General features: G+C 41.0%; 1 protein-coding gene. It reads right to left on the bottom strand.

Annotation, left to right across the window (positions count from 1 at the left end):
• The coding region (locus ABFY71_RS19145; protein ID WP_347947468.1) for a hypothetical protein at window positions 1-234 on the bottom strand (234 nt) is incomplete at both ends.

Below are 234 nucleotides of genomic sequence, written 5' to 3' on the forward strand. Positions count from 1 at the left end.
TAATTCGCCTACATCTTCTTTAGTTATCCATTCTCCGGCTTCATTTTTTATGGATATTCCACAAATAAAGTCGTTCCCTTCTGCCCGGTGCGTTCTTTGCCAGCTATCCGCTCCGACATATCTATCAAGATAATACATATCAACACGAGCGTCTTTATAAAGCAGTAAATCTGCCTTATAGTATTCAACACGTTCGCCTTGTGCGTTCTCGGCATAGCACTTAATGATACGGTT

Origin of the sequence: Devosia alba (genome assembly GCF_039938915.1) — a bacterium.
GTDB lineage: Bacteria > Pseudomonadota > Alphaproteobacteria > Rhizobiales > Devosiaceae > Devosia > Devosia alba.